Here is a 7,285-nt window from a genome sequence, read left to right on the forward strand (position 1 = left end):
CGACCCGACCGGCAAGCTCACCACGTACACCGACGCGGCCGGTGGGCGCACCATCTACACCTACGATGCGGCGGGCCGTCAGGTCACCTCGACGGGCACCGCGGGCCGGACCACGACCTACGGGTACGACGTCGCCGGCCAGCTCGCCACGCTCACCCAGCCCGGAGGTGCGAGCACGACGTTCGGGTATGACGCGGCCGGGCGCAAGACGTCCATCGACTACTCCGAATGCCACCCCGGACGTGAGCACCACCTACGACCTGGCCGGACGGGTCACCACGATCATCGACGGCACCGGCACCACCCGGGTCGGCTACGACGCCCTGAGCCGGGTCACGGACGTCACCCGCGGCAGCACCTCGGTGGGGTATGACTGGAACAGGTTGGGCCAGCCCACCGACGTGGCCTACCCAAGCGGTAAGGCGGTGCACCGCACCTACGACGCCGCGGGCCAGCTCACCAAGGTCAGGGACTGGACCGGTGGGGACTACCTACGCGTACGAGGCGGACGGGCAGACCGACTCGCTGACCTACCCGAACGGTGTGGTCACCGACTACGGCCACGACGTGGCGGGCCAGACCCCGGGTATCACCACCAAGAACAGCACCGGTGAGGACCTGCTGGCCCTGGCGTATGAGTACACGCCGGCAGGTCTGCTGGCCGACCAGACCACCACGCGCACCGACCAGGCACGCGCACCACCGGCCGCGGGGACCACCACCTCACAGTTCAGCTGGGACCCACTAGGCCGGATCGCCTCGATCGCCGGCGACAACGCCGGAGCGTTCGACTTCGACGCCGCCGGGTCGGTCTCCGCACTGGCCGACGGTCGCACCCTGACCTACGACACCGCCCGCCAAGCCACCACCCTGATCGACCCCGGCACCAACACGACCACCACGTTCGGCTACGACGACCGCGGCAACCGCGCCACCACGACCGCCACCCGCCTAGCCGGCATCGCGGTCACCTCCCACACCTACGACCAGGCCAACCGGCTGACCTCGGTCACGAGCTCGACCGGGGCCACGACCAGCTACACCTACGACGCGGCCGGTCTGCGCGCCACGGCGACCACGGGCGGTGTGACCGAGGACTGCACCTGGCAGAGCGTCGCCTCGATCCCGCTGCTGGTCACCGACGCCACCCACGCCTACGTCTACGGCTCGGCCAGCATCCCGCTCGCTCAGATCACCCTCGCCGACGACACCGTCACCTACCTGCACACCGACTTGATCGGCTCGGTCCGCACCACCACCAACCGGGCCGGCGACATCACCTCAGATGCCGACTACGACACCTACGGCCGATCCCAGACCACCACGGGGACTGCCGTCTCGACCGCGACCCCGTTCGGGTACGCGGGGGAGTACACCGACCCCACCGGGTATATCTACCTGCGCGCCCGCTACTACGACCCGAACAGCGCCCAGTTCCTCACCCGCGACCCCCTCGAAGCCACTACCGGCAACCCCTACGGGTACACCGACGGCAACCCCCTGCAGTTCACCGACCCGCTCGGACTGACCTGGTGGAAGCCCCAGACGTGGACCGCAGGCACCTGGGACAACATCTCCACCGTCCTCGTAGTCGCCTCCGTGATCGTCAGCGCCACCGGGATAGGGGCGCCCATCGGAGCCATCCTGCTGGGCGGCTCCATGCTCGCCGCCGGCGGGGCCGCGTTGAAGCACATCTCCGATGGAGACTGCATCCGTGCTGCCATGAGCGCCTTGGGGATGATCCCCGGCGGTGGCCTCGCACGCACTGGGCTCCGTGCAGGCATCGAGGGCGCCGAAGTCGCAGCGCGAGAAGTAAGCCAATACGCTGCGAAGGAAGCCGCCGAGGCCGTGGCAAAGGAAGCCGCCGAAGGGGCCGCAAACGACCGCGGCTCGCAGTTCAAGCGTCGTCGACGACGTGCTGGCCGAGACTGCCGGAGCGACCCGGAGGAACCTCACGAGTTCCTACACGCTGAGTGCCGAGGAGGCCTTGACTGCGGGACAGAGGTGGGTTGGTGAGGGCTACGTCGAACTCGGCAAGCCCGGAAGCGGTGTCTTCCGGAGTGCTGATGGCCTGCAGCAGTTCCGAATGGATGGGAACTCACTGATGGGCAACCACCCGCCTGGCGTCCCGCACGTGCACCTGGAGACGTACGCGCCCGGGGCGAGAGTGCCATCCGTCAACAACCACATCCCCTTCAGGGATTGACGATGCGCGATCTCAGGGTTGGTGTGCTCGGGCGCATCGCTGCGGGTGATGACGCCGGGCGGTTCGTGGAGGTCACGGACGACACGAGCTCGTCCGGTGGCTTCCTGATCCTCACCTTCGACAACGTAGATCGATCGGGCAACGCCTACGACTCGTGGGTGGAGTCGATCGTCGACGTGGATCTCTACTTCGCGGAGAGCGGCTGGGAGGTCGAGTGGCTCGACCGATCGTGACGCCGCGAGTCGGTGCCGCGCACGCAAGGACGCGTCTCCCTCTACTGCCTGAGACGGGTGTGCGCTCGGCTCGTGTGCGGCGGCGCTCCTTCCTCGGACGGGTCACCACGATCATCGACGGCACGCGCACCACCCGGGTCGGCTGCGACGCACTGAGCCGGGTCACGGACGTGACCCGCGGCAGCACCTCGGTGGGGTATGACTCGAACAGGTTGGGCCAGCTCACCGACGTGACCTACCCAAGCGGTAAGGCGGTGCATCGCACCTACGACGCCGCGGGCCAGCTCACCAAGGTCAGGGACTGGACCGGTGGGGACTACACCTACGCGTACGACGCGGACGGGCAGACCGACTCGCTGACCTACCCGAACGGTGTGGTCACCGACTACGGCCACGACGTGGCGGGCCAGACCCTGGGTATCACGACCAAGAACGGCACGGGTCAGGACCTGCTGGCCCTGGCGTATGAGTACACCCCGGCTGGTCTGCTGGCCGACCAGGCCACCACGCGCACCGACCAGGCAGGCGCACTACGACTGCGGACCCGCGCCCGGTCGCGCGAACTTCCCGAACCCTACGAGCCCGTACTACGCGATGGAACTCGGCGAACTCATTGGATACCTGAACTACATTCGAGTACATGTGGAGTAACGATGCAACTTCGAATTGAGCGCCATGAGCATGGTTACACCGCCAGGGTCACTCCGTCGCACGGCGACAAGGTCAATTGGGAGCAACAAACGCCGGTTAGCCAAGGCGTGCTAATAGATGCATTGGTGAAACTCGGATTGCACCAACAGGACATCGGAGACGCGCTCTACGCGGCCGATCCAGAATGGCTAAAGCGGCCGCTCAACGAGGACGGGCGCTAGTGATGAGCCAGGCCATTCGTCTTGGCGTCGCAATCTCGATTGCGTCGGGCGACTGGTCCGGCTTTGCTGGCAGTTGCGGGACTGAGGACAGAGACGGGTACTGGGGCGCGGACCGAGGGCGCTCGGGACGCCCTGGTGTGGTGCCGCGCACGCAGTAGAAACTAGAACGATGTAGGGAATTGAAAACGATGTAGGGAAATGGATCGGCCAATGGCTGAGTCAACGATGGATCCTGGAGAGGAAGCCGATCGCTTCCAGCGCGCTAGGGATGGGCGCGGCCGCACGGGCCTCGGCCTGCCCTCGGCCCTGGCCACCGTCAAGGTGATGAACGAACTGCTCTCACGCCTCGTTCGAGGAGGCGGGGCCGACTCAGGTGGCCGGCGCCCGACGTGCGGTGTGACGATGACAGGGTCAGCCTGCGCACAGTTTTTGACCTCATTCTGGCCGGGGTGGGGTCGCTTGAGGCATGCTAAAGAGATCGGCGAGCGCGCGGCCAGCGAGGGTCGCAGTCCCCACGTTTACCCCACGAATTCACTGCATGTTGACGCTCAACGACCGTCAACGATGCGCGGTGTTCGTCGCCACGCATCGCGTAAATCCGCAGATCGCGCACGGTTTCACCAGATGGTGCGAGATCTCGAGGGAGAGGTTGTCGGCCCCCAGGATCCTTCAAGGGGTCGCAGGTTCAAATCCTGTCAGCCCGACGTATCAGGCCTGGTGAGACGGTGTCTCACCAGGTCTGAGATTTGATCGGCGGACCAAAACCCCACAGAAAACCCACACTTTCGATCGGTCCGCGGGGGGCGTCAGCTGAGAGCTGAGAGCCGCATCGTGCCTGGTGGGAGCGGTAGAGCTGAGAGCAGCGGACCGCGCCGCGTGACGACAGGTCGCAGGTTCAGATGTGGTGAGTCCGTTCTATCTGGCCTGGTCAGGCGCTTGCTCGCCGGCTCGGACTTGATCGACGGGGGCGGGCGGTTCGGCTGGGCATTATCGGCCGGGGTACGCGAGTCGTGCCCGCCCGCCCGTGATTGGGTGGACGCGGTCAGTGCATGGACGGAGACCACAGCCGCTCGAGGTGACGCCTCGTCGCGCCCTTGCCTCCGACGTTCAGGAACAGCGACGCGACAGCCAGCGGGATTCTGAAGAGCAGCGCGCCGACGATGCATGCGATTGTGCCGACGACGTCGAGCAGCGCACCCGAATCGACCTGCGGGTCGGCACTGCCGGACCGGCTGTAGCTGGTTCGTTGAGCCGGCGCCGAGCAACGGAACGGCTGGGTCGAGGTCCTGGATACATGCCCCAGACGTCGAGGACGTCAACCGGCTCATCCCAAGCGGGGGAGTAGGCGGGTCTGAAGCCGCCGGTCTCGAGGTGAACCCGTCTTTCGCGACGACCTCGATGCCTGCCTGCCAGGTCGCGGGGCGGGCGGCGAGCCAGGCCTTGAAGACCTGCTTGGAACGGGTCCTCGACGATGTCCAGCAGCCGGCCTGGTCGACGAAGAGGTCAAGGCGCAAGCCTCCACCTGTTTGGGTGAGTTTTGCTCGACTTGCTCCCCGGGGCCAGCGACCGTGCCACGCTCGGCGTGTCCGCGGTCAACAACAACGAAGGGCCAGTCATGGCAACATTGACCAGCCGAACCAAGCGAATGTGATCTCGAGCTACGACGCATTGAGCGCGGTAAATGAAGAGTCTACGTTGGCTTACGGCTGCCGTTATGGCGTTCAGCGTGACGGTCGGAACGGCTAGCGTCGCCAGCGCTGCAACGCCCACTCCTTCTCCGTCCGGATCGTTTGGCATCACCTATGACGCTGCCGAGGCTTCGGCGACCGTGGTGGCACGCGCAGCAGCGAGCGCCGGTATCACGCTGACCCCCCGCAACGAAGGCCAAGCTCGTGGCGCAGGTGGACGCGTTGCGCCCGAAGTCGGTCACGCCGCTCCCGCCTCCGGCCGCTGGTCCGGTCGGGGTTCAGCCCATGATCTCGGTGTCCGGCTTCCAGATCGCTCCAGTCTGGGGTGGGATCGTCAACGGTGGCTACACGTGGCAGATGACATCGACGTTGCAGCACATCGAGTGCGCCGCCCTGGGGGTAATCGGCTGCAATCTCACGGACCGCTGGGTCACGACTATCAAGATCGACCCCGGAAACACTTCGTCTCGCGTGACTGCCAACTCCCTGTACACACCGAACAGCGGAAGGATCACCGGCCCGGTGTAGACCGTTGAGGCGTTCCGGAACAACTCCTTCTCCAACGGCAGTAACTCGGTCTTTGCCTCAGCAACGGCATTGAGGACGGCGTACATCAGCCATGGTGTGGCCCAGAAGGGCAATGTCTTCGGCTACTACGTCACGGGTAACTATGAAGACTCCGGGGTGACCTATGCACTGCCGGTCTCAGGCAGAACTACCAGCGGGTCGCGCACGAACACAACCACCCCAACGTGCAAGTGGTGATGGCACACTCGATCGCATGGAGTCCGAGCAGTATTCGCAGCTTGATCCTCAGGCGCGTGCACGTTGGATCACCGACGTCGGGGCGCAGTCGGCCGAAGAAGAGGAGCTGATAGCCGGCGAGCGGCATCCGTTCGTTCGCGCCGAGGCCGCCAGTTCGGTCACCTCGACGGCTCTGCTCCAGCGCCTGTACGACGATGAGCCCGACCCGGGTGTGCGTGACGTCATTGCGACTAACCGACACGCGCCGCTCGCGCTCATCGGGTCGGTGCCCGTCGATCGCCAGATCGCTGCGGCGATCGTCGCCTATTTGGATGGCCGAGGATTCAGGGCGCCTGAGCGTGAACTGATCGGCGAGGCGTTGTCCGCGCACCCGACGGATGGTCGTCCGCTGGAAGTCTTCATCGCGGAGGTTCTAGCTGGGCAGTGAGTGAGCTGACAGGCCCTGCTCACTGCCCAGCGATCCGGGCATTTCCAGGTCGCACAGGTTGGGTTGCCCGTGTTTGAGGCACCCATCTTCTATGGCTTGGCATCTGCAGGACCTCACTGTGGCCGAGGCGGTGCGCCTTGAGGCATGCTTGAGTGATTGGCGAAGACGTGGCAGCGGGGATCGCAATCCCCACGTTTTCCCCACGAATTCGCTGCGTGGCGACGCCCAACAAGAGTTGACGATGCGCGGTGTTCGTCGCGGCGCATCGCGGAAATCCGCAGATCACACGCGGTTTCGCGAGATGGTGCGAGACGACGGGCGAGATGCCCGCGGCCCCGGGATTCTTCAAGGGGTCGCAGGTTCAAATCCTGTCAGCCCGACGTATCAGGCCTGGTGGGACGGTGTCTCACCAGGCCTGAGATTTGATCGGCGGACCAAAACCCCACGCAAACCCCGCACCTTCGAGCGGGGCGCCGTCACCTCTACGCAGTACAACGCGGCCGGGCAGGTGACGTCCTCGACCGACGCCACCGGGGCGAGCAGCATCCGCGAGTACGACCGGGCCGGGCGGCTCACCGCCGTGCTCGATCCCGCTGGTGCGCGTACGACCTTCGCCTATGACGCCGCCGGGCGTCCGAGCACGGTCACCGACCCGGCCGGAAAGACCACGAGCACGACGTACGACGCCCTGGGTCGGCCGGTCACGTCCACTGACGCGTTGGGTCGGGTGTCGCGCACGGAGTACGACGCGGGCAACCGGGTCACCGCCACGGTCAGCCCTTCGGGTGCACGCACCACATACACCTACGACGTGGCCGACCAGATGGTGAAGGTCACCGACCCCCTGGGCAAGGCGACGACCGTCACCACCTACGACCTGGCCGGCCGCCCGGTCACGGTCACCGATGCCGACGGGCGTGCCGGGACCACGACGTACGACCTCGCGGGTCGTCCGGTATCGGTGCTGCGCGCGGACGCCTCAAGGCTGACCTGGGCGTACGACCCGACCGGCAAGCTCACCACGTACACCGACGCGGCCGGTGGGCGCACCATCTACACCTACGATGCGGCGGGCCGTCAGGTCACCTCGACGG

Annotated in this window: 7 protein-coding genes and 1 pseudogene; 7 read left to right on the forward strand and 1 reads right to left on the reverse strand. The window is 66.1% G+C overall.

What is annotated here, in order from left to right; genetic code table 11:
- The 5 genes from N553_RS25240 to N553_RS0120250 form a co-directional block, all read left to right on the forward strand.
- Nucleotides 1-373, forward strand: a 373-nt coding sequence (locus N553_RS25240; protein WP_034623710.1) for an RHS repeat domain-containing protein, incomplete at its 5' end; no start/stop codon positions are given.
- Nucleotides 285-614, forward strand: coding sequence for a hypothetical protein (locus tag N553_RS25955; protein WP_369796732.1), 330 nt, complete (start codon nt 285-287; stop codon nt 612-614). The genes N553_RS25240 and N553_RS25955, both read left to right, overlap by 89 nt.
- Nucleotides 568-2,016 carry an RHS repeat-associated core domain-containing protein gene (locus N553_RS0120240; protein WP_369796733.1) on the forward strand — a complete coding sequence of 483 codons (1,449 nt, stop codon included), beginning with the start codon at nt 568-570 and terminating at the stop codon, nt 2,014-2,016. The genes N553_RS25955 and N553_RS0120240 overlap by 47 nt, the downstream gene beginning before the upstream one ends.
- A gap of 192 nt (nt 2,017-2,208) precedes the next feature.
- Entirely contained in the window at nt 2,209-2,439 is a 231-nt protein-coding gene (locus tag N553_RS0120245) for a hypothetical protein (protein WP_051640412.1), read from the forward strand.
- Between the two features lie 74 nt (nt 2,440-2,513).
- On the forward strand, nt 2,514-3,311 hold the full coding sequence (locus N553_RS0120250) for an RHS repeat domain-containing protein (RefSeq protein ID WP_231505338.1): 798 nt from the start codon (nt 2,514-2,516) through the stop codon (nt 3,309-3,311).
- A gap of 2,032 nt (nt 3,312-5,343) precedes the next feature.
- Here the strand turns inward: N553_RS0120250 and N553_RS0120255 are convergent.
- Nucleotides 5,344-5,613 carry a hypothetical protein gene (locus tag N553_RS0120255; RefSeq protein WP_028048038.1) on the reverse strand — a complete coding sequence of 90 codons (270 nt, stop codon included), beginning with the start codon at nt 5,611-5,613 and terminating at the stop codon, nt 5,344-5,346.
- 167 nt (nt 5,614-5,780) lie between these two features.
- Between N553_RS0120255 and N553_RS0120260 the strand changes: the two genes are divergently transcribed.
- Both N553_RS0120260 and N553_RS25505 read left to right on the forward strand, forming a co-directional pair.
- Nucleotides 5,781-6,191 (forward strand): hypothetical protein, encoded by a 411-nt coding sequence (locus N553_RS0120260; protein WP_028048039.1) that lies wholly within the window; start codon nt 5,781-5,783, stop codon nt 6,189-6,191.
- A gap of 508 nt (nt 6,192-6,699) precedes the next feature.
- Nucleotides 6,700-7,285, forward strand: a pseudogene (locus N553_RS25505) (hypothetical protein); the annotation flags it as partial.

The sequence above is a fragment of the Cellulomonas sp. URHE0023 genome, from assembly GCF_000688475.1.
Classification (GTDB): Bacteria; Actinomycetota; Actinomycetes; order Actinomycetales; family Cellulomonadaceae; genus Cellulomonas.

Bases quoted from the DNA above. Each gene is read 5' to 3' on its own strand.
- N553_RS0120260 (WP_028048039.1), top strand. From the start codon at position 5,781: ATGGAGTCCGAGCAGTATTCGCAGCTTGATCCTCAGGCGCGTGCACGT.
- N553_RS0120255 (WP_028048038.1), bottom strand. From the start codon at position 5,613: ATGTACGCCGTCCTCAATGCCGTTGCTGAGGCAAAGACCGAGTTACTG.
- N553_RS0120245 (WP_051640412.1), top strand. From the start codon at position 2,209: ATGCGCGATCTCAGGGTTGGTGTGCTCGGGCGCATCGCTGCGGGTGAT.